This is a genomic window from Paenibacillus sp. HW567 (assembly GCF_000374185.1).
Taxonomy (GTDB): Bacteria; Bacillota; Bacilli; order Paenibacillales; family Paenibacillaceae; genus Paenibacillus_AQ.
Genome location: NZ_KB910518.1, coordinates 6,442,071 through 6,461,292 on the forward strand (window position 1 = coordinate 6,442,071; position 19,222 = coordinate 6,461,292).

The following is a 19,222-nucleotide window of genomic DNA, read 5'->3' on the forward strand; positions in this document are numbered from 1 at the left end:
GTTTCCAATTATGTATGATACAATTGTATTATTTAATCATATACATATTTAGGGAAAAAGGAGTTCGGAGACTATGAATACACAGAGAATCAGCGAAGCATCCGGCCCGATTGGCAGCCCTTGTTCACTCCAGAATACCATTGAGCTGATTGGCGGCAAATGGAAAGGTATTCTGCTCTACCATCTGATCGGCGGTCCGCAGCGCTTCAATGAAATACGCAGATTGTGCCCGGAGATCACCCAGCGGATGCTCGCTATTCAGCTCAGAGATCTGGAGCGTGATGGTCTGGTTCACCGCAAGGTATATCCGCAGGTCCCCCGGAAGGTGGAATATTCTCTAACAGAGTGGGGCAGAGGGCTGGAGACAGCTCTTCTGAACATCAAAAGCTGGGGAGAAGCTTACCAGGAGGAGTTCTCCAAGGATCTTCCGCAGCCACTGGAAGCGCCCGCATCGGCTTCCTCTAATAAATAGTCTTCCGGAACGGACGCTAACATCCCCGGAGGGCAGCTTTTTGTGCTCAAATAGTAAGAAAGCATAATTTATAATTCACGCTGAAACGGACACCGCCCTTTTAAGGACGGCATAGCCGTTTCTGCTTAACGCATGCAGTGCAGAGGCAGTGTCCGTTCTAGGCCTTTTGCTCCGTCAGCTTGGCAATCTCGACAATAACCTGAACGGCTTTCAGCATATCATCTACAGAGGCATATTCAAATTTGCCGTGGAAGTTCTCGCCCCCGGTAAAAATATTCGGTGTAGGCAATCCCATATAGGATAGCTGCGAGCCATCCGTGCCGCCGCGGATCGGGCGAATTACCGGCGTAATGCCGAGATTGTTCATCGCTTCCTCGGCGACGCCGACAATGTGGCGCACCGGCTCGATTTTTTCCCGCATGTTATAGTATTGATCCTTCATGTCCAGCACTATATTCTCCGCTCCGTAGGTGGACTGGAACTCCTCTACAATTGCAGTGACATACGCCTTGCGTTTCTCGAAGGACTCGCGGTCGAAGTCGCGGATGATATACTGCAGCTTGCTGTGCTCCGCGGTCCCCTGCATCGAGATCAGGTGGTAAAAGCCCTCATAGCCGTCTGTGAATTCCGGTGCCTCGCCGGACGGCAGTCTATGGTGGAAGGCCATGGCGATTTTGGCGGAGTGAATCATCTTGCCTTTGGCGGTTCCGGGATGCACATTTACCCCTTTGAAGCTGATTTTGACACCGGCGGCATTGAAGCTTTCATACTCCAACTCTCCAAGCGGTCCACCGTCAACGGTGTATGCGTGGGAAGCGCCGAAGCGGGCAACATCGAATTTATGCGGTCCGCGTCCGATTTCCTCATCGGGGGTAAAAGCGACTCTGATCTTGCCGTGCTTGATTTCCGGATGCTCCAGCAGATAAGCCATAGCGGTCATGATCTCAGCAATTCCCGACTTGTTATCTGCACCCAGCAGAGTAGTTCCGTCTGTTGTAATCAGGGTATGCCCTTTATAATGGGGCAGCTCGGGGAAGCTTTCCGTGGAGAGCACGATATTCAGCGCCTTGTTAAGAACAATATCCTTCCCGTCATAGTTCTCGACGATTTGGGGATTTACACCCTTGCCGGTGAAATCAGTCGCGGTGTCCAGATGCGCCAGAAAACCGATGGTCGGAACCTCCTTGTCAGTGTTGGCAGGCAGTGTAGCCATGACATAAGCATGCTCGTCCACCGCAACTTCTGTTAACCCTAGCGCTTGCAGCTCCTCAACCAGCTTGCGGGCCAGATCCATCTGCCCCGGCGTGGAGGGACAATGGTCGTTGTCCTCGTTCGACTGGGTATCTATCTTTACATACGAAATGAAGCGTTCTATCAGCTCTTCTCTCATCACAGGTCATCTCCTCAATATCATCGTATATCTATATTATCACTTTCTATTCAATGTCTCATCCCTTACCCCAATTTCTGGACAAAATACGGCTTATGGCCGCAGGGACGGCGAAAGCGGCTCCCTGCGGAGCAAAGATGCCGTGAGCAGATAGCGGTCAGGCGCGGAGCCGATGAAGGTGAACGGGTAGCAGGTGATCAGCGTCAGGACAGGTTCGGTGCTCTGGCGGATGGCTCCCCGGGCATCCCCGTCTACAATGGCGCTTCCTGTAACGGTATAGATGAATTTTCCTTCAGCGGACTCCACTTCAATGAGATCATCCTTCACTAAATCGCCCAAACCACGGAACACAGTGTCACGGTGACCGGCCAGCACGCTGTTGCCTTTCGCGCCAATATCAGCGCTTCCTTCATAATGGCCAGCCCCCTTCTTGAGCTGTGGACGCTCCGTCCCCTCCAGAATTGCAATCCTCCGGTCCAGCTTGGGAAAATAAATCTCTCCAATAATCTCGCCCTCTGTGTAAGCTGATTTTAATGTATTCTTCTCTTTGGAAGGGGTGACCATTCCGGCAGGCAGCGGGGTTTCTTCTTCAGGGACGGTGAGGCGCGAGGCTTCCTCCCTCTTTTTCTCCCAATTCTGCAGGGCATGGCGGGCTTCGGCAGGCGCCTTGAGAATCTGAAAGACGGAATAGAGCAGCAAGCACAAAGAGAGTATGAGGATCAGCTTCACGGCAATGGACAGACCGGAAAACTTACTCATACTCTCTCCTCCAAACTATAGTAAAGTGGCCTTACTTCTTGGAGTTCAGTCTGCGCAGGATGATGATACTGACAATGGCTACGGCTAAGCTGAGCAGAATCAGGTTATACCAAGGCTCAGCGGTATCCGGCAGCCGGCCGTCTCCAGGCGCAGCAAGCGGAAGCTCATCATCGGGCAGTGTTACCCCGGTATCCGGCGAAGGCGAAGGCGCACTGCCATTCGTGGCCGCTCCTGTACCCGGTGAGGCCGATGGATCATCGCCGCCAAGCGGAACAGGCGGATCTGTTACGGTAACTACAGCAGCACCCGGCGGGGCTGTTACAGCAGGCGAAGCGGACGGTATAACCGCTGTTCCCGGTACCTGGCTGTAAGGCGGCGAATCCGTTGGTGCAGGCGAGGCAGGCGGAGTTGCACCCGGTGAAGCCGACGGAACAGGCGTAGCTGAAGCCGTAGGAGCTGCGCTTGGTGAAGCTGACGGCCCAGGTGTAGCCGAAGCCGTAGGCGTCGCACCCGGTGAAGCTGATGGAGCAGGTGTAACTGGAGCTGTTGGAGTAGCACCCGGTGTAGCCGATGGGCCAGGTGTAGCTGATGCGGAGAAATCAAAGGCTACGCTGGTAGTCTTCGCCTGATATTCGTTGCCGGCCTCGGGCGGAAAGGTTACATTCATTTGAATGGTCTCCTGTTCCTCTCCGGCCAGCGTACCGACAGCCACCCGGCCCTCCGCCTCGCTCATCACTCCTGAATAGAGGATTACTCCCTCTTTTTGCAGGGTCATTTGCAGAATATTATACAATTCTACGTCTCCGGACAGGAATTTGAAGTCCACATAGTAGTCGAACTGCTCATTGCCTTCATTAATTACCGTATATTCCGAGGTCGTTGTATCTCCCGGCTGCATATTGTGCATCTTTGCGGTGCTGGTTGTATGCGAATTTACTGTGAGCTTTATCGTATCCTCTGCACTTACTCCCCCGGCATGCCAGATGACTCCCGCCAGAACGATCAGAACATACAAACCTATAATAGCCTTGTGGTATTTCCTACTCACTATCCCGCTCCTTTCTTCTGGGAAGTCTCTCCGCCACCCGGCAGAATTTCGGCATAATCCTCACTGAACACGGCTGTTTGCTCGCATCCTGTCGAATAAAGTAGTTTTTTACAGGACCACTATTATCTTTGGTGCGCCCGAAGAAAATTAAGGCAGGTAAACAGCCAAAGTTATGTTCGTTATAACGAATAACTTCAGTATAATCAAAATTGTGGATAAAGAAAAATAGAATAAATCATGTATATTGTTCAAAATAAGGCGTGTATATGATCTGAATCCAGATTACTTCTGATTAGCTCCCGAATTCTAATTATTTCTCTATTTTCAATGGTCAGAATCGTATTTTATTAAGAACGTTATCCTTATTATGCCCACAAAAAAAGCAAGGGGATTATGAGCCGGAACGGAATCCATCCGCTTCCGGGCCTCCACAATCTCCTTGCTGTGTACAAACCATTGTATAGCTCATTTCACTTAGTCTAGCTAACCCAGCCCAGCCTAACCCAGCCGTTTAGCTTTCCTTGATTAGCTCCGCTACAAGCTCATAGGAATGGATGCGGGCGGAGTGGTCATAGACCTGCGAAGCAATAATGAATTCGTCAGCATCTGTCTCCTGAACAATCTGCAGCAGCCGTTCCTTGATCCCATCCTTGTCTCCGGCTATGGAGTAGAGCTGCTTGCTCTGCACCAGAGCTTTTTCCTGCGGCGACCACAGACCGTCCATACTGTCCACGGGAGGCTGCAGCTTGCCGGTACGGCCGCGGATGATATTGAGGAATTGCTGCTGCTGCGAGGTGGCAAGCCAGCGGGCCTGGTCGGCTGTATCCGCAGCCGTAATGCCTAATCCGACCATCACATGCGGCTTGTCGAGCGTCTCTGACGGCTTGAAGCTGCTGCGGTACAAATGCAGAGCCGGCAGCAGATAGTCAGGGGCGAAATGGCTGGCAAAAGCGAACGGCAGGCCGAGCTGGCCCGCAAGCTGGGCGCTGAATCCGCTGGAGCCGAGCAGCCAGATCGGGACGTTCAGCCCTTCGCCCGGAACTGCGCGCACGCCAAGCGGCCGTGAGCCGACTCCGTTAGGGTCGAAGTAGGCTCTGAGCTCGCTAAGCTGCTCGGGGAATTCGCTGCCGTCGCTGCCGAGACTGCGGCGCATGGCTCTTGCAGCAGCCTGGTCGGAGCCGGGGGCTCTGCCAAGGCCCAGGTCAATGCGGCCCGGATACAGCGATTCAAGTGTCCCGAATTGCTCGGCAATCATAAGCGGTGCATGGTTCGCGAGCATGATGCCTCCCGACCCGACGCGGATATGCTTGGTGCCCGCAGCCACATGGCCGATCACAAGCGAGGTGGCGGAGCTGGCAACGCCCGTCATATTATGATGCTCAGCGAGCCAGTAGCGGTGATAGCCCCACTCTTCGGCATGACGGGCCAAATCCAGCGTGTTATGAAAAGAATCCGCCGCTGTTCCGCCCTCCACAATTGGAGCCAGATCCAGCACGGAAACCGGAATGTCCTGCAATTTTTTCACGAATAATCCCTCCCAAATGGTTTTTTCATATCTATAAACAGTATTTGCAGTCCAGAAGTGATCAACCTCACAATTATAACATGAATTAATATTATTTACACACTTTAAGTAAGTGTGCGTTGATTGGAAAAAGGCTTGCTATAGTCCCTATTGATAGCCTTTTTGGGGCTGGGGTATACGGAGGTTGGCACAAAGTACGAATAAATAACTGATGTGGAACATAGGAATGTGTGGTATTGGAAAGGCATGATCCTTGTAAAAATATAGAAATTAAAGTGCTATATTCATTGGAATTCGGCAATTCACGATAAAGAGAGAAGTCATTCAACTATGAAATTTGAAAAATCTATCAAGGGAGGTGATTCAGCCGGCAGACTGATGCAGGTCCATTAACACCGGGATTTAAGCAGAAGGAGAACAGTCTCTAAACCAATTAAAGGGGATGTATGAAAAGATGAAAAAAGCTCCAGGACGCCAACTGCCACTCGCAATGGCGCTGTGTTTATCCTTCGCCATGCTGCTTGGCGGATGCGGCGGGAACAACAATGCCAATAATGCTGCGCCTACAGATGCGCCAACAGCAACAGTAGCTCCAACTACAGATAACAACCAAGCATCACCAGAAGCTTCAGAGGCCGCTACTGCAGGCTCACCGCTCGATTTGGCGATGAAAGGTGACTATAAAGGAACCAAAGTGACGATGTTCGGACCGTTCGTGGACGAGGACCAGGTGAAGTTCGAGAAAAGCATTAAAGAATTTGAAGAAAAAACCGGCATTGATATTCAATATGAAGGCTCCAAGGAATTCGAAGCGACTATTAATATTCGTGTGGATGGCGGCAATGCGCCGGATATCGCGGACTTCCCGCAGCCGGGTCTACTGGCTTCTATCGCCAAAACCGGCAAGGTTGTCGATCTGACCAGCGTGCTGGATCAGGAGAAGCTGAAAGCTAACTACAATAAGAGCTGGCTCGATATGTCCACGATGGACGGCAAAGACGGCAAAATTATGGCCGGGATCTGGAACCGCAGCAATGTAAAGAGCCTGGTCTGGTATCCGAAGAAGCAATTTGATGAAGCAGGCTATAAGGTTCCTGAGACATGGGATGACCTGATGGCTTTGACGGAGCAAATCGCCAAAGACGGAGACCCCGCTTGGGCGATTGGGATTGAAAGTGGTGCTGCCACCGGCTGGCCGGCTACGGACTGGGTGGAGAACATCATGCTGCGTACAACTACACCTGAGAACTATGACAAATGGGTCAAGGGCGAGCTGCCTTTTACCTCTCCGGAAGTTAAGCATGCAGTGGAGCTGATGTCTAAGATCTGGCTGAACAAGGATTATGTCTACGGCGGCACTAAATCAATCGTAACTACAGCCTTCGGCGATGCTCCAAAACCGATGTTTGAGAATCCGCCCAAAGCCTGGTTCAACCTGATGGGCAACTTTATTACCAGCTTCTTCCCGGAAACGGCCAAGGTCGATACCGACTATGACTGGTTCTACCTTCCCCCGATTGATCAGCAATACGGCAAGCCGGTGCTTGTAGCCGGGGACATTTACGCGATGTTCAACGACCGTCCTGAAGTACGTGCGGTTATGGAATTCTTCACTACAGGCGAATCTATCAAGACCTGGGTTCAATCCGGCGGCGTGATTGCTCCGATGAATGATGCTTCCCTTGACTGGTACAAATCTGAATCGGACCGCCGTATGGCAAAGCTGGTACAGGATGCTTCCACCTTGCGTTTTGATGGCTCTGACCTGATGCCTGGTAAAGTAGGCGCGGGCACCTTCTGGAAAGGCATGACCGACTATGTAAGCGGAACAGCCACACTGGATCAGGCGCTGGAGCAAATTCAGTCAGGCTGGAAAAACTAACAGGAACTAGCCGAGATAATAATGCGTGAACGGTTACACAGAGGGGCGGTCAGCAGTGCGGAATATCTGCCCTTCTTTTTGTTTTTTAAGGGATGCTTACGAAGAGAGTTTTGCACCGCTGCGCAAAACTTAAGGAGGAGCCAATAATGGATGTACAAGCAAAGCCAAAAATCAGCGTCAGAGCAGTGCTGCTATCCCTTGGCGTCATTGCAGCCAACATCGTGATCAACGGGCTGATTTTCTTGTTCTTCCGCGATTCTACGCTGAATCCGCTGCTGACCGCGATTTTTGCCGTGCTGTGGGGCGTGCTGGGCGTTTATCTGATCTACTATACACTGACCTGGGCGGTGGAACAGTATCCCGACCATGTGCGCAGATGGCTGCAGCCTTATGTCTTCATTGGGCCGGCGGTGATTATTCTCGGCTGGCTGCTGGTGCTGCCTGCGCTGCGGACGCTGTATTTAAGCTTTTTCAACGCTTCTTCGGAAAAATTTGTCGGACTCAGCAACTATGCCGCAATCTTCAGTGACCGTCTCATGGCGATAGCGCTGCGTAACAATCTGCTGTGGGTGTTCGCAGGGACCTTGGCTTGCGTCGCTTTTGGACTGCTTATTGCCATTTTGGCCGACCGCAGCAGCTATGAAAAAATCGCCAAGTCTATCATTTTCATGCCCATGGCTATCTCATTTGTGGCTGCGGGCGTAATCTGGAAATTTGTCTATTATTATCAGCCCGGCGACGAGCAAATCGGACTGCTGAATGCGATTGTGACTTATTTTGGCGGCGAACCGCAGGCATGGGCGAGTATGCTGCAGCCTTGGAATAACTTTTTCCTCATTATTATTTTGATCTGGATGCAAACCGGGTTTGCAATGGTTATTTTCTCCGCAGCGATCAAAGGGGTTCCCGATGACATCCTGGAAGCCGCACGTGTGGATGGCGCCGGTGAGGTGAAGATTTTCTTCGGCATTATGATTCCGTTCATTTCCGCCACGATCCTGACAGTGACAACCACCATTATTGTCTTTACGTTGAAAATATTTGACGTCGTCATGGTGATGACGGGAGGTCAATACGATACAGAGGTAGTGGCGACACAGTTCTACCGGCAGTTCTTTATGTACCGCAATTTCGGTTACGGCTCGACGCTGGCTATCGTTCTTTTGATCGCGGTATTGCCTGTAATCTTTATTAATCTGCGTCAGTTCCGCAAGCAGGGGGGATTCTAATGGCCGGCAAAAAGAAAAGAAAAGGCAGCAAGACCATCGTTAATCTCGTACTTGGTATGATCTGCTTCCTCTGGCTGCTTCCGACAGCCGGCTTGTTTATTTCTTCCTTCCGTCCTGCGGCGGATATTCTCCAGACCGGCTGGTGGAAGGTATTTCCCCATCAGGAGTGGAAGGCGGGCGAGACCCTGCAGTTGCCTAAGGACGTAGACCTGAGGGGGCCGATTGAAGTAAACGGCAAAACCTATACGGACGATGAGTTGAAGGCGGGCATTAAGGCCGATGACAGACGTCTGATATGGGAGAACCGCAGGGCGCGTACGCTCGACGTGCAGGAGAAGGGCTGGAAAACCACACCGGACCTTACGCTGGACAACTATAATAATGTGCTGTCGGGCAAGGAATACAAGCTGAGGGAGGCGGATGGCAGTGAAACGGTGCAAAAGGGCACAGGCTTATCTCAGGCCTTCTGGAATACGCTGACGATTGCTGTTCCGGCCACAGTCATTCCGGTGCTGATTGCCTCTTTTGCCGCTTACGCCTTCGCTTGGCTGCGCTTTCCGGGCCGCAAAACGCTGTTCGTCATTATTATAGCGATGCTGGTCATTCCGATTCAGGTGGCGCTGATTCCTGTGCTCAAGGATTATACTGCGCTGGGGCTGAACGGCAGCTATCTGGGGATTTGGCTGGCGCATACCGCGTTTGGTCTGCCGCTGGTTACGTACTTTATGTACAACTTTATCAGTCAGTTGCCCAAAGATCTGTTCGAATCGGCCTTTATAGACGGTGCCAGCCATTTCACAATATTCAGCAGACTGATTCTGCCGCTGTCCGTACCGGCCCTGGCCTCAATCGGAATCTTCCAGTTCCTCTGGGTATGGAATGATTATCTGGTCTCGCTGATCTTTATCGGCAACCAGCCTTCCGTGCAGGTGATGTCGATGAAAATCGCCGACCTTGTCGGCTCACGCGGCAATGACTGGCATCTGCTGACTTCGGCTGCGTTCATTTCCATGCTGATGCCGCTGGCGATTTTCTTCCTGCTGCAGAAGTATTTTGTCAGAGGGCTCATGGGCGGATCGGTGAAAGGCTAACGGTGTATATCCTTGAAGGGCATACGGCTATCCTGCCTGTAACCAGGGGATGCTTAAGTGACCGATGCCCGCATTACCGAGCTGAGCATTGAAGGCTACGCTTATTATTGGAACAGTGGTACGGTTCACTGCTACGAGCGCAGCGCAGCTTGCGCAGCCGACCTGCTGGTGCTGTTCCAACTATACCCCGCCCGGATTCTGTACCTGGAAGCCGGGCGGGGTATTCGGTATTGCTGCGGCTCTGGATGAGCCGCTTACAGCAGATTTTGATCCGGGAAGATCTGGCTCAGATGGTGCCGCATATGATCCAGATAATCCTCGATCAGCCACTTCAGGGTAACCATTTCGCCGCTGTTCAGCAGGAAGAGAAGGGCTAACTGGTCAGAGGTAAGGCTGGAAATGACCCGAAGGATGGACTGATTGACACTTACCCACAGGTTCAGGATCTCACCGCGTGGAGCATCGCCGTACTGCTGGGCGGCCATCCACTCGTTCTGGGCATATAAGGCTAGACTCAGCGGCTGCGGTTCGTACTGTACGTTGATGAACCGTGACAGATTGTTGATGGCTGAGTCGCATAAATGTCCGAGCAACTGCTGCTTGGACCATTTGCCTCCCGGCCGGGGGGCTGCGGCTTCTTCGTCAGAAAGGGAGGCGAATGCTGCCGGAACCTTCTTCACAAGCAATTGCAAAGCTGAAATCGTGGACTGGACCACTGGTCCTCACCGCCTTTCGATTATTATGTAGAAAGAATGGACAAAAAGGGGCGCGTTTAACTATGTAGGGAGCCGCATTGATGTGGTGGTTGTATTTCGTACAACTAAAAGCTACTATTGTTCGCTGGTGGAAGGTTTAATTGTATTCTCTGCAGTTATTTTCTCAGATTAAGGCGATTAGGAGGAAAATGCTACTTTTTAATTGTACGAAATACACTTAAAGCTCATTTTGCAGCACATTTGGCCTGATTAATTGTAAAAAGTACAGTTATCGCTGAGATTTACTCGATGCAATCTGCGGTCGGGGTATGATTCGAACTGGAGTAATCTACATGCCTTTCAACCGTTGTTCCGTCACCGCTCACAGTCCGGCTTGCGCACAGCCCGCGTGCCCTCGCCTGGCGCGCCTTCTACGCGCTGCCGCCCGGGCGATTCTCCCGCGCCACTCTGCCCGCCGTGACCCGGCTGCGGATTCCGGTCCGCCCACGCGTTGCCGCCGCTCGCCTTGCTGCACCGCTTACGCGCTGCCGCCCGGGCGATTCTCCCGCGCCACTTTGCCCGCCGCGACCCGGCTGCGGATTCCGGTCCGCCCACGCGTTGCCGCCGCTTCGCCTTGACGCCCTCCTACGGGCGCCCGTCTGCGTCCCCACCGTGCGGCCCACGCCTGTGTGCGCCACCCCCGCGCCCGATCACCGCTCGCGTCTCGCCTTGCCGCCGCCGCCCCGCTCGCGTCAGCGCCTGCGTCCCCAGCCCCTAAGTCGTAGAGCCTTCCTCCAGCTCCACCGGCAAAATATTCACTGTAGAAACGGTGCCGCCCTCCACCTGCTTAATGATCAGATCGACGGCGAGCCTGCCCATCTCTTCCATCGGCTGGCGGATGGTGCTGATGGAGGGATGGAACAGGCTGCGCACCGCGATTCCGTCATAGCCCACAATCCGCACATCCTGGGGCACACGCCGCCCGTTCTCCCGGCAGGCCTTGAGGGCGTAAGCAGCAATGATGTCGCTGCCGGCAAAGATGCCGTCAACCTCGGGATGCTCCCGGAATAGCTGCCTCAGCAGCCGTTCGTATGCGCCGGCATCAAAGCTGTTATGGTCTGTATGCAGCGAAGTGTGCCATACGCCATGCTCACGGGCGGTATCGGCAAAAGCCTCATACCGCCGGTGGGATAATATATTCAGGCCCGGATGCCCGCCGATATGGGCCAGCTTCCGGCAGCCTTTTTCAATGAGTAATGTAGTGGCCAGCCGTCCCCCGGCATAGTTGTCCGAACAGACATAGGGGATTTCAGGCGAAATCTGCCGGTCAAAGGTGACCAGCGGCAAGCTCATTTGCCGGTAGGACTCCACCTCCAGCGTATGGCTGCCCATAATAATGCCGTCCACGCGGCTGGAACGCAGCATATCAATATATTCAAGCTCTTTATGTTTGTCCTGCTGGGAATTGCAGAGCAGCAGCTTATACCCGTTCCGGTAGGCATGCTCCTCAATATGGCTGGTTAATTCGCTGAAGAAGGGCAGCGAGACATGGGGAATAATGAGGCCGATAATGTTGGACCTGGAGCGGCTGAGTGAACGCGCCAGCTCGTTGGGCCTATAATTCAGCTCATCCATCGCGCTGTAGACTTTTTTCTTCAGCTCTTCGCTTAAATATCCCCGGTTGTTCAGCACCCGGGATACAGTTGTCGCGGAAACGCCTGCCTTAAGCGCAACGTCTTTTATCGTAGGCATAATCATGTCTCCTGTCTTAGCTGGTTAATGCAAATTCATTCTATCCCGTATGCCTTGCCCTGTCCACAAAGCCAGCCGCTCCTGTCTATTTTATATTTAAAAAAATTATCGTTCCCCGTATAATTAATGAAATGAAACATAGAAGCATGACTTGGAGATAGATGAATGGGAGTGTGCTAATGGGCGTCGGAAAAATTCATCTCAGGAAATTACAAAGCGGGTTTGTACCTCTATTTCTGTTTGTCATGCTTTGCACGATCTTGTACCCGCCGTTGTCCGCCAGAGCGGAAGCTGCGCCGCCGCAAAATGTGCTGGTGCTGCATTCTTATCAGAAGGGTTTTCCCTGGACCGATGACCAGAGTACGGGTATTGAGGAACGGCTCAAAAGTGCAGCCAATATCCCGGCGATCTACACCGAATACATGGATTGGAAACGTTATCCAACTCAGGAGAACCTTCAGCATTTCTACGAAACGATCAAGCTCAAATATCAGAACATCCGGATTGACGCCGTAATCACCACAGATGATGCTGCGACAAACTTCGCTTTGAAGTACCGTAAGGAGGTTCTGAATAATGCGCCAATTATATTCAGCGGAGTCAATGAACTGGGTGTGAAAGCCATTCAGGATAAGAGCAACATTACCGGAGTTATCGAGAAGATTGACCCCAGCCGGACCATTCAGATGGCTATGGAAATCAACCCGTCCATCCGTAAGGTCTATGTCATATTTGACAACTCGGAGAGCGGACTCTCTACAGGCAAAATGGTGATGGACCAAATTACCGCGCTGAAGCTGGGGCTTGAGGTCATCCCTATGAATCAACTCTCCAATGAGCAAATTACAGCAACCGCGTCTACACTTTCCTCGGACAGCATTGTTCTCATGACTACATACTATAGTGACTCCACCGGAAGAATCACCGAATTCGAGAGATTCGCCAGTGAGCTGGGCAGAAGCAGCAGCGTTCCGGTATATCATATGTACGATTTTGCCCTGAACAACGGGGCCTTTGGCGGAAGCCTGATCAGCGGCAAAATTCAAGGCCGGACGGCAGCCGGATTCGCTCTGCGCATCCTGCAAGGGGAGCGTGCAGATGACATTCCGATTGTTACGGACAGCACCGTGCGCAATGTGTTTGATTACAATGAGCTGAAGCGCTTTGGGATCTCCCAGAGCAAGCTGCCTGCGGGCAGCGAAATTATCAACAAGCCATTTTCTTTCTATCAGACCTACAGGACGCTGGTGTTGAGCATTATTGGTGCTTTTGCCGTCCTGGTGGCCTTTATCCTCATTCTGTTATTCTATGTGCAATTAGTGAAACGGATTAGAAGAAACCTGGAAAAAAGCAATGAGCGGTTCAGTCTGGCGACCTATGGCTCGGATGCGGTCATCTGGGACGTGGACATGTCCACTATGATCTATTACTTTTCGGATAGCTGGTACGAGCTGCTTGGTTATGAACGCGATGAGATTGATGAGAGCCATGGAGGGTGGAGGGAGCTTATCCATCCTGAGGATGCGGGGGAGGAGGAACGGCAGCGGACCGGGCATCTGGAAGGGCGTTCCTCTTATTACTACGCTGAATACCGGATGCGCAGCAAATCGGGGGAATACAAATGGTTCCAGGCCCGGGGCAAAGTACTTCGGAATGCGGACGGTGAGTATATCCGGTTTGCCGGGTCCATGATAGATGTGACGGACAGTAAAAGCTTCGAGAGCAAGCTGCAGATGAGCTATCAGGAGCTGGAATCAACCTATGAGGAGCTGACGGCTCTGCAGGATGAGCTGCTGGAACAGTACAACAAGGTTGTGGAGAATCAGGAGCTGCTGCAGACCAGTGAGGAGAAATACCGGCTGCTGGCGTATAACGATGTTTTGAGCGGTCTGCCGAACCGCCTGTCACTGTCCGAAGAACTGATGAAATTTATTGAGGAGCACTCCGGCGGGCATGCCGCACTCTTTTTCCTCGATATTGATAACTTCAAATATATTAACGATACGATGGGCCATACCTTCGGGGATAAGCTGCTGGTGAAGGTGGGAGAGCGCCTTTTGGGATTGTCGGACGGACGCAGCCGGCATTTCCGTTTTGGCGGTGATGAGTTTGTAATTTTGCTGGAAAATATTGAAGGGTTCGAAGAGGTGATCTCCTATGCAGAGTCCCTGGTTCAAGGCTTCAAGGAGCCTTTTGAGCTGAATGCCAGCTTGGTACATATATCAACCAGTATCGGTATTGCGCAGTATCCCGAAAATGGGGTGAATGCCGAGGAATTGCTGAAGAATGCCGATATTGCGATGTACAAGGCGAAGGAGGCGGGAAAAGGCACCTATATCATCTACGGGCAGGCGATGCAGCAGCATTTTGATGAACGGATGATTATTGAACATCATTTAAGAAATGCGATTTCGAATGATGAGCTGTCGCTGCATTATCAGCCGCTGGTGGATACAGGGTCAGGCGATATTTGGGGGTTCGAGGCCTTGATCCGCTGGAACAGCCCGGTGCTTGGGTTCGTGTCGCCGTTTTCCTTTATCTCTGTCGCTGAGGACTGCCGGCTGATCATTCCCATTGGAGAATGGGTGCTGCGGAGCGCCTGCCGCTTCATGAAAGAGCTGCATGGACAAGGGTATGAGGGCTATCATATCTCGGTGAATATTTCTGTAATTCAACTGATGCTGGATGATTTCACGGACATGGTGCTGAAGGTGCTGCAAGACACCGGACTTGAACCGGAGTATCTGGAGCTGGAGATCACGGAGTCGATCTTCATGGAATCCTTCGAGGCGATCAGTTCCAAGCTGGAGGCGTTGAAGCAGAAAGGCATCGGCATCGCCTTGGACGACTTCGGGACAGGTTATTCCTCACTGAGCTATCTGAAGCAGTTGCCGATTACCACGCTGAAGATTGATAAGTCCTTCATCGACAGTATTGATACGCCGAACAATATGTCGCTGGCCAGCTCCATTGTCACCATCGGCCATGATATGGGGCTGAATGTGACTGCTGAAGGTGTGGAAACGCCGGAGCAGCTCGCTTTTCTGGAGCGTACAAGCTGTGACAAGATTCAAGGCTACTTCATTAGCAGACCGATCCCGGAAAATGAAGTTGCCGGCTGGGTTGCGGACAGACAGGCAGGCTGAGACTGGTGCTGAGAATGATACTGATGCTGATGCCGGGGAAGACCGGGGTCGCCGGTTCATTCCATACAAAAGACTGGACCAAGGTCGGGCAGACATTTCAGACCAGGGGTTAGTGTTCATACAGGATTAAGCAACTATACTGAAAGGAGATTAGTGAAGGGGAGCTATTATAATGAAAAAACAAAGTTCCGTGAAGGCTTGGACCCTGCTGGTAATGTCCCTTCCGAAAGGGATCGCGGCATTTGTTATAGCAGTTGCCGGTGTATGCGTTAGTGTTCCACTGATTATAGTATGGGTCGGGCTGCCCTTGCTGGCAGCGACACTTGCTGCGTGCCGCAGAATGATGGTACAAGAAGAACAGGTGGTGGAGGGCTGGATTCAAGGAGATCATGGACAGCCTGCACGTACGGATGGTCCAGTACCACAGCGGGGGGACGGGTGGCGGTCGGTATTTACACTTCTGGGTCAAGGCCAAACCTACCGGGGGATCATCTACAGCTTAGCGCAGCTTCCCATAGGGATTGCAGGATTTACATTTGCTATCGTCCTGCCGGCTACAGCCTTTGGGGTTTTACTGTCTCCATTAGCCTATTTGGTCAGTGACAGACTATTCTCCTTCGAGCTTTTCTCATATGATAACACTTGGAGGTTCCTTCTATCTGACATGTCATCCTACGAGCGTTCCTGGGTGGCTGGCGGCATCGGCTTGGTCTTAGTCCTATTGCTGCCGTTGATCTTAAGAAAACTTGGGCGGTTATACGCCGCATGGGTGCGCACGGTATCCAGTACATAATGCATGAGCGAGGCAGTCCCCATTTACCTGAGGTGACTGCCTCGCTTTTTCGGTAGAGTTATCCTTTAGTGCTTGGTGCAACAGCTTCCACTTCGATTTCGATCAGCAGCTCAGGGTCAATCAGCGCTTTTACCTCAACCATTGTCGCAACAGGCTGGATATCCTTGAAAAACTCCCCGTGGGCTCTTCCGAATTCCTCCCACTTGGAGATGTCTGTAACGAACATTCTTGTTCTTACAACGTGTGAGAGACCGGCGCCCAAATCGCCAAGCGCCTTCTCAATGAGCTGCAGAATGAACCTTGTCTGCTCATACGGATTTCCTTTGCCAACCACTTCTCCGCCCTGCATCGCCGTTGTTCCTGCCACTTCAATCCGGTCTCCGATTCGGATGGCCCGGCAGTACCCCACAGTAGACTCCCAAGGTGAACCCGTAAACACCTGTTTACGCTCCATAATATCCTCTCCATTCACAATAAATTTAGCTTCGGCCACCCGCTGTATCATTAACGCTGCGGATATAATCATTCATTCTGACCCGGTCTAGCAGCGTAATCTCGCTTCCCTTGAACCACAGCCAGCCTTGATCACGCAAGTACCCCATTTCACGGGATAACGATGGGCGTGCGGTATTTAAATGCTCGGCCCATTCCTTTCGGCTGAAAGGGAGCCGGATCAGGTCGGAGGCTTGCAGTTCCGCCTGCTCCAGCAGGAAATCCACAATCCGCCGTCTGAGCGGTCCGGCGGACAGAATCTGAATCTTCCGGTTGACCAGCACCAGACGCTCCGACAGATTCTCAAGAAAACGGGTGAGCATGTCTGTATCAAGCGTGAACAGGTGAAGCAGCTCCTGCTTGCTGATGAACATCATCGAGCAGGGAACTGAGGCGGTTACTGTGGCGGGAGCTATATTTTCTCTGCGGAACAACACCGCTTCACCAACGGTCTGTCCTTCACTCAGATGGGCGATGGTTACGCTGCTGCCGGTGGGATGATTTTTCTGTACCTCAACCCGTCCGGAGAGCACGATGCCGAGCCTTTCCACAGTGTCGCCTTCAGCCATAATGATGGCCTTTTTGTGAAAGCTGCTGACCGTATACCTCATCTTTTGCAGCAGTGCCCCGATCTCTTCCGTTGACTTCCCCCGAAAAATCAAACAGTTATGCAACTGAGCTGGGTCAGGCTTCATAGATTTCCTCCAAAGTTAAATTAATCGGTAACAACCGTTACCGAATATATGGCGAAATTCTACTACAATTAGCGGTACCTGTAAAGGCGGGCTGAAGCAGTATTCTGTCCCGGTAGACGACATTCTAAGGAGTGAGGAAATGAGTCAAATGTTTTGTTTTCAATGTCAGGAGGCAGCGAAAGGAACGGGCTGCACCATTCAGGGTGTATGCGGTAAAACCAGCGATGTAGCCAATCTCCAGGATCTTATGCTGTATACGCTAAAAGGCATTTCCATCTTTGCACGGCGCGGCCGCGAGCTTGGAATCACGGATTCAGCTACAGAAAAGTTTATTATAGAGAGCATGTTCGCTACCATCACCAATGCGAACTTCACCCCGGAGAGCTTCACGGCAAGAATAAGGGAGGGGCTTGCGCTTCGGGATGAGTGGAAAAACAAGCTGAAGGCTGCAGATTCAGCGATTCCTTTGGCCGGGCATGATGCAGCCCTCTGGACTGCCGGCACGGACGAAGAAATGCTCGTTAAGGCGGGGTCTGTAGGCGTTCTCGCGACCATGCATGAGGATATCCGCTCTCTGCGCGAGCTGCTGACCTATGGACTGAAGGGAATGGCAGCTTATATGGAGCATGCGGCGGTGCTGGGGTATTATGAGCCTAGTGCGCACGCTTTTATGGAAAAGGGTCTTGCGTCAGTGCTGGATGACACACTCACCGGCGAAGAGCTGACGGCTCTCGTCCTGGAGTGCGGCAAGCTGGGTGTTGCTGTAATGGAGCTGCTTGACCGTGCGAATACATCAACTTACGGCAACCCTGAAATCACCAAGGTGAATATCGGTGTAGGGAATCGCCCGGGGATTCTGATTAGCGGACATGACCTGAAGGATATGGAGGAGCTGCTGAAGCAGACTGAGGGAACCGGCGTGGATGTATATACGCACAGTGAGATGCTTCCGGCCCACTATTATCCGGCTTTTAAAAAGTACAGCCACTTCGTAGGGAACTACGGCAATGCCTGGTGGAAGCAGACGAGCGAATTCGAGAGCTTCAACGGCCCGATTCTGATGACAACAAACTGCATTGTGCCGCCGAAGGATAGCTACAAAGCACGCATGTACACAACAGGTAATACAGGCTTCCCAGGAATACAGCATATTGTGCCAGGTGCAGACGGAGTGAAGGATTTCTCCGCGATCATTGAGCAGGCCAAGAGCTGTGTGGCTCCTACCGAAATTGAGACCGGCGAGATTGTCGGCGGCTTCGCACATGCTGCTGTAATGAATGTGGCGGACAAGGTAGTGGAGGGCGTACAGAGCGGTGCAATCAAGCAGTTCTTCGTCATGGCGGGCTGCGACGGCCGGATGAAGAGCCGCAATTACTACACGGATTTTGCCGCAGAGCTGCCGGGAGATACGGTGATCCTTACGGCGGGCTGCGCGAAGTACAAATACAACAAGCTGCCGCTTGGCGATATTGGCGGGATTCCCCGTGTGCTTGATGCCGGACAGTGCAATGATTCCTATTCCCTTGTTGTAATTGCTTTGAAGCTGAAGGAAGTCTTCGGGCTGGATGACATCAATGATCTGCCGATCTCCTACAATATTGCCTGGTATGAGCAAAAGGCGGTTATCGTGCTGCTGGCGCTGCTGTATCTGGGTGTGAAGGATATTCATCTCGGTCCTACCCTTCCGGCTTTCCTTTCCCCGAATGTGGCAAAGGTGCTGGTAGACAATTTCGGCATCAGCGGAATCACCACTGTGAAAGAGGATATGGAGAAATTTATTGCAGCGGTGTAAGAAACCTGTATCCTGAAAAAATAAAAGCGATGCCCCACTCTGTCTGGGGTATCGCTTTTTTGGCTGTTAAGAATGTTATACTGTCCACCTTATGTGAGAGTTAGCCTCAAACGGGTGATATGCTCAGCAACAAAGGTAAAAATGCCGTTGTTGGAGCGCCGCCAGGGGGAACCGGGCAGAACAACGGCAGAAATGCCGCTGTTGAGGCTCAAATGGGTGGTATGCTCAGCAACAAAGGTAAAAATGCCGCTGTTGGAGCGCCGTCAGGGCGAACTGGGCAGAACAACGACAGAAATGCCGCTGTTGAGGCTCAAAGGGGTGATATGCTCAGCAACAAAGGTAAAAATGCCGCTGTTGGAGCGCCGCCAGAGGGAACCGGGCAGAACAACGGCAGAAATGCCGCTGTTGAGGCTCAAACGGGTGATATGCTCAGCAACAAAGGTAAAAATGCCGNTGTTGGA

Annotated in this window: 16 protein-coding genes; 8 read left to right on the forward strand and 8 right to left on the reverse strand. The window is 52.1% G+C overall.

Annotated features, from left to right (window positions below):
* The first annotated feature begins 73 nt into the window (after positions 1-73).
* A complete protein-coding gene (locus B212_RS32695) occupies positions 74-472 on the forward strand; it encodes a winged helix-turn-helix transcriptional regulator (RefSeq protein ID WP_019914805.1) in 399 nt (132 codons plus the stop codon).
* A gap of 157 nt (positions 473-629) precedes the next feature.
* Here B212_RS32695 and pepT read toward each other — a convergent pair whose 3' ends face one another.
* From pepT to B212_RS0128835, 4 genes are all read right to left on the reverse strand, one after another.
* Positions 630-1,862 (reverse strand): peptidase T, encoded by a 1,233-nt coding sequence (gene pepT, locus B212_RS0128820; protein ID WP_019914806.1) that lies wholly within the window; start codon positions 1,860-1,862, stop codon positions 630-632.
* A 93-nt stretch (positions 1,863-1,955) separates the two neighbouring features.
* Entirely contained in the window at positions 1,956-2,621 is a 666-nt protein-coding gene (locus tag B212_RS0128825; RefSeq protein WP_019914807.1) for a sortase, read from the reverse strand.
* A gap of 31 nt (positions 2,622-2,652) precedes the next feature.
* Entirely contained in the window at positions 2,653-3,669 is a 1,017-nt protein-coding gene (locus tag B212_RS0128830) for a hypothetical protein (protein ID WP_019914808.1), read from the reverse strand.
* Positions 3,670-4,180: 511 nt separating this feature from the next.
* The gene (locus B212_RS0128835; RefSeq protein WP_019914809.1) at positions 4,181-5,194 is read right to left on the reverse strand and encodes an LLM class flavin-dependent oxidoreductase; all 1,014 of its coding nucleotides are present in this window, start codon (positions 5,192-5,194) and stop codon (positions 4,181-4,183) included.
* A 454-nt stretch (positions 5,195-5,648) separates the two neighbouring features.
* On the opposite strand from B212_RS0128835, the gene B212_RS0128840 reads away from it, so the two are divergent.
* The 4 genes from B212_RS0128840 to B212_RS0128855 all read left to right on the forward strand — a co-directional run bounded on the left by B212_RS0128840 (position 5,649) and on the right by B212_RS0128855 (position 9,645).
* The gene (locus tag B212_RS0128840) at positions 5,649-7,076 is read left to right on the forward strand and encodes an ABC transporter substrate-binding protein (protein ID WP_028531092.1); all 1,428 of its coding nucleotides are present in this window, start codon (positions 5,649-5,651) and stop codon (positions 7,074-7,076) included.
* A gap of 146 nt (positions 7,077-7,222) precedes the next feature.
* Positions 7,223-8,305, forward strand: coding sequence for a carbohydrate ABC transporter permease (locus tag B212_RS0128845; RefSeq protein WP_019914811.1), 1,083 nt, complete (start codon positions 7,223-7,225; stop codon positions 8,303-8,305).
* Positions 8,305-9,396, forward strand: coding sequence for a carbohydrate ABC transporter permease (locus tag B212_RS0128850; RefSeq protein WP_019914812.1), 1,092 nt, complete (start codon positions 8,305-8,307; stop codon positions 9,394-9,396). Before B212_RS0128845 ends, B212_RS0128850 begins: the two co-directional genes overlap by 1 nt.
* A 57-nt stretch (positions 9,397-9,453) precedes the next feature.
* Positions 9,454-9,645: a hypothetical protein gene (locus B212_RS0128855; protein WP_019914813.1), complete on the forward strand. Its 192-nt coding sequence runs from the start codon at positions 9,454-9,456 to the stop codon at positions 9,643-9,645.
* Between the two features lie 5 nt (positions 9,646-9,650).
* On the opposite strand, the gene B212_RS0128860 is transcribed toward B212_RS0128855, so the two are convergent.
* Both B212_RS0128860 and B212_RS0128870 read right to left on the reverse strand, forming a co-directional pair.
* Entirely contained in the window at positions 9,651-10,112 is a 462-nt protein-coding gene (locus B212_RS0128860) for a DinB family protein (protein ID WP_019914815.1), read from the reverse strand.
* A 753-nt stretch (positions 10,113-10,865) separates the two neighbouring features.
* Complete coding sequence (locus B212_RS0128870) at positions 10,866-11,843, reverse strand: LacI family DNA-binding transcriptional regulator (RefSeq protein WP_019914817.1); 978 nt, start codon at positions 11,841-11,843, stop codon at positions 10,866-10,868.
* 179 nt (positions 11,844-12,022) lie between these two features.
* Between B212_RS0128870 and B212_RS33505 the strand changes: the two genes are divergently transcribed.
* On the forward strand, positions 12,023-14,989 hold the full coding sequence (locus tag B212_RS33505) for an ABC transporter substrate binding protein (protein WP_019914818.1): 2,967 nt from the start codon (positions 12,023-12,025) through the stop codon (positions 14,987-14,989).
* A 172-nt stretch (positions 14,990-15,161) separates the two neighbouring features.
* Positions 15,162-15,782, forward strand: coding sequence for a sensor domain-containing protein (locus B212_RS0128880; protein ID WP_019914819.1), 621 nt, complete (start codon positions 15,162-15,164; stop codon positions 15,780-15,782).
* 58 nt (positions 15,783-15,840) lie between these two features.
* On the opposite strand, the gene B212_RS0128885 is transcribed toward B212_RS0128880, so the two are convergent.
* Together B212_RS0128885 and B212_RS0128890 are read right to left on the reverse strand one after the other, a co-directional pair.
* Complete coding sequence (locus tag B212_RS0128885) at positions 15,841-16,236, reverse strand: RidA family protein (RefSeq protein ID WP_019914820.1); 396 nt, start codon at positions 16,234-16,236, stop codon at positions 15,841-15,843.
* 25 nt (positions 16,237-16,261) lie between these two features.
* A complete protein-coding gene (locus B212_RS0128890; RefSeq protein ID WP_019914821.1) occupies positions 16,262-16,969 on the reverse strand; it encodes a Crp/Fnr family transcriptional regulator in 708 nt (235 codons plus the stop codon).
* A gap of 139 nt (positions 16,970-17,108) precedes the next feature.
* Between B212_RS0128890 and hcp the strand changes: the two genes are divergently transcribed.
* On the forward strand, positions 17,109-18,761 hold the full coding sequence (hcp, locus tag B212_RS0128895) for a hydroxylamine reductase (RefSeq protein ID WP_019914822.1): 1,653 nt from the start codon (positions 17,109-17,111) through the stop codon (positions 18,759-18,761).
* Positions 18,762-19,222: the final 461 nt, after the last annotated feature.

Excerpts from the sequence above, each read along its gene's own strand:
- B212_RS32695 (WP_019914805.1), top strand. The coding sequence starts at position 74 with ATGAATACACAGAGAATCAGCGAAGCATCCGGCCCGATTGGCAGCCCT.
- pepT (WP_019914806.1), bottom strand. The coding sequence starts at position 1,862 with ATGAGAGAAGAGCTGATAGAACGCTTCATTTCGTATGTAAAGATAGAT.
- B212_RS0128825 (WP_019914807.1), bottom strand. The coding sequence starts at position 2,621 with ATGAGTAAGTTTTCCGGTCTGTCCATTGCCGTGAAGCTGATCCTCATA.
- B212_RS0128840 (WP_028531092.1), top strand. The coding sequence starts at position 5,649 with ATGAAAAAAGCTCCAGGACGCCAACTGCCACTCGCAATGGCGCTGTGT.
- B212_RS0128845 (WP_019914811.1), top strand. The coding sequence starts at position 7,223 with ATGGATGTACAAGCAAAGCCAAAAATCAGCGTCAGAGCAGTGCTGCTA.
- B212_RS0128850 (WP_019914812.1), top strand. The coding sequence starts at position 8,305 with ATGGCCGGCAAAAAGAAAAGAAAAGGCAGCAAGACCATCGTTAATCTC.
- B212_RS0128870 (WP_019914817.1), bottom strand. The coding sequence starts at position 11,843 with ATGCCTACGATAAAAGACGTTGCGCTTAAGGCAGGCGTTTCCGCGACA.
- B212_RS33505 (WP_019914818.1), top strand. The coding sequence starts at position 12,023 with ATGGGCGTCGGAAAAATTCATCTCAGGAAATTACAAAGCGGGTTTGTA.
- B212_RS0128880 (WP_019914819.1), top strand. The coding sequence starts at position 15,162 with ATGAAAAAACAAAGTTCCGTGAAGGCTTGGACCCTGCTGGTAATGTCC.
- B212_RS0128885 (WP_019914820.1), bottom strand. The coding sequence starts at position 16,236 with ATGGAGCGTAAACAGGTGTTTACGGGTTCACCTTGGGAGTCTACTGTG.
- B212_RS0128890 (WP_019914821.1), bottom strand. The coding sequence starts at position 16,969 with ATGAAGCCTGACCCAGCTCAGTTGCATAACTGTTTGATTTTTCGGGGG.
- hcp (WP_019914822.1), top strand. The coding sequence starts at position 17,109 with ATGAGTCAAATGTTTTGTTTTCAATGTCAGGAGGCAGCGAAAGGAACG.